The 729-nt window shown below is 64.1% G+C and carries 1 pseudogene; it reads left to right on the top strand.

From position 1 onward, the window contains the following. Positions 1–729, top strand: a pseudogene (tsf, locus tag EN893_RS36410) (translation elongation factor Ts); the annotation flags it as partial.

The raw sequence follows: 729 nt of genomic DNA, 5'->3' as shown, positions 1-729 counted from the left end.
GGTCTGATCGGCGTCGACAACGGCGTGCGCGAAGCTGCCGTCGTGGAAGTCAATTCCGAGACCGACTTCGTGGCCCGCAACGCCGCGTTTCAGGAAATCGTCGGCAACGTTGCCAAGGTTGCGCTGGCCTATGGCACGACGGAGGTTGTGGCCGCCGCAAAGTATCCAGGTTCCGACAAGTCTGTTGCCGACACCATCAAGGACGCTGTCGGCACCATCGGCGAAAACATGGGCTTCCGCCGCTCGGCCAAGCTCACCGTCCCGCACGGCGCTGTCGCTACCTACGTCCACAACGCGGTTGCCGACGGCCTTGGCAAGCTCGGCGTGCTGGTCGCGATCGAGACCACGGGCAATGAGCATGCAGCCAACGCCTTTGGCCGCCAGGTGGCCATGCATGTTGCCGCCACCAACCCTCTGGCGCTGACCGCAGAGCAGATCGATCCGGCCGCGGTCGAACGCGAGAAGGCGATCTTCTCCGACCAGGCGCGCCAGTCCGGCAAGCCGGAAGCGATCATCGAGAAGATGGTCGAGGGCCGTCTGCGCAAGTTCTACGAGGAAGTCGTGCTCCTGAAGCAGGCCTTCGTGCTCAATCCCGACATCACTGTCGAGAAGGCGCTGAAGGATGCCGAGAAGGACATCGGCGCCCGGCCAAGATCCCCGCCTACCTGCGCTTTGCGCTGGGCGAGGGCATCGAGACGGAAGAGACCGATTTCGCCGCGGAAGTCGCTG

Source organism: Mesorhizobium sp. M7A.F.Ca.CA.004.04.2.1 (genome assembly GCF_004022825.1).
Classification (GTDB): Bacteria; Pseudomonadota; Alphaproteobacteria; order Rhizobiales; family Rhizobiaceae; genus Mesorhizobium.
The sequence above is the reverse complement of the archived record's forward strand: the minus strand, read 5'-3'. Positions and strand labels throughout refer to the sequence as shown.